The sequence below is a fragment of the Kocuria nitroreducens genome (assembly GCF_042879195.1).
In the GTDB taxonomy this organism is placed as follows: domain Bacteria; phylum Actinomycetota; class Actinomycetes; order Actinomycetales; family Micrococcaceae; genus Kocuria; species Kocuria nitroreducens.
This window is the reverse complement of sequence record NZ_JBHZTC010000080.1, coordinates 1-1,117: the sequence shown is the minus strand read 5'-3', so window position 1 is coordinate 1,117 and position 1,117 is coordinate 1. Positions and strand designations below refer to the sequence as shown.

The 1,117-nt window shown below is 69.2% G+C and carries 1 protein-coding gene; it reads right to left on the bottom strand.

Features of this window, described 5'->3' with window-relative positions; genetic code table 11:
- The coding region (locus tag ACFYE1_RS17435; RefSeq protein WP_387745818.1) for an IS481 family transposase at positions 1-1,006 on the bottom strand (1,006 nt) is incomplete at its 3' end.
- Positions 1,007-1,117 lie beyond the last annotated feature (111 nt).

Sequence of the window (1,117 nt, the reverse complement as noted above, 5' to 3'; positions counted from 1 at the left end):
TGTAAGAGGGCATGACGTTATTGGCACGGGCCGGGACGCGTGAGGCCGGGGGCTGATCACCACAGGCGGTATGGGGCCGATGGTAATTGAAGTGGTTGACCCACGTCCCGATCGCCTCCCTGCGGGCCTGCTCGCTGGGATAGGGGCGAACGTAGAGCACCTCGTCGGCCAGCAGGCGGTTGTACCGCTCTACCTTCCCGTTGTGCCGCGGCGTGTAGGGCTTGATGCGCTGGTGTCGGCCGGCAAGGGCTTCCACGCACCGGGTGAAGTCGCGGGCCCGGTAATTGGCGCCGTTGTCGGTAACCACCCGGTGCAGCCGGGTGATGCCGTGAGCGGCGAAGAACGCCCGTGCCCGGCAGAAGAACCCGATCGTCGTCACCGCCCGCTCATCCTCGAGGGCCTCGGTGTAGGCCAGCCTCGAGAAGCCGTCCACGGCCGAGTGCAGGTAGGTGTAGCCGACCTTCGCCCCGGCCCCGCGCTTGGACTGCTTAGCTGCAGCGCTGCCACGGCCGTGGGCCCGCCAGCCACCACCGTCAGGGATCTTGCCGACCTTCTTCACGTCCAGGTGGACCATGTGCCCGGGCCAGGCAGCCCGGATGCGCTGCGGTGATCGTCTCAGGTCGTCGCCGTCCGGAGTGAGGTCGCGCAGCCGGGAGATCCCCAGCCGGGCCAGCCACCGACCCACGGTGCGCAGGTGCAGCTCGTGCCCGAGGCCGAGCAGGTGGCGGTGGATGCGCCGGGCCGACCACTTCCGGTCCCGGCGCAAGGCCTCGATCGACTCCACGACCGCCGCCGGGGTGCGCTGAGGGCTGCGCCGCGGAGTCGAGGGATGATCGGCCAACCCGGCTTCGCCGGATTCGAGGTAGCGGGCCACCCAGGTCGCCACCGTGGGCCGGCTGACGCGGAACTCGGCGGCCACGTGGGCCTTCGGGATCCCGTCATCGAGGTGGCGCAACACCATGCGCAGCCGGCCGGTCGGGGTCAGGGGTGCATTAACGTGGGTCATGAACGGGCTCTCTCGCGCGGACGGACGGTGTAGGAACTTCCATCCTGTGACGAGGAGCCCGTTCCTCATCTCAGCGACGCACCCGCGCCAAGAACCTCATGCCCCACAACA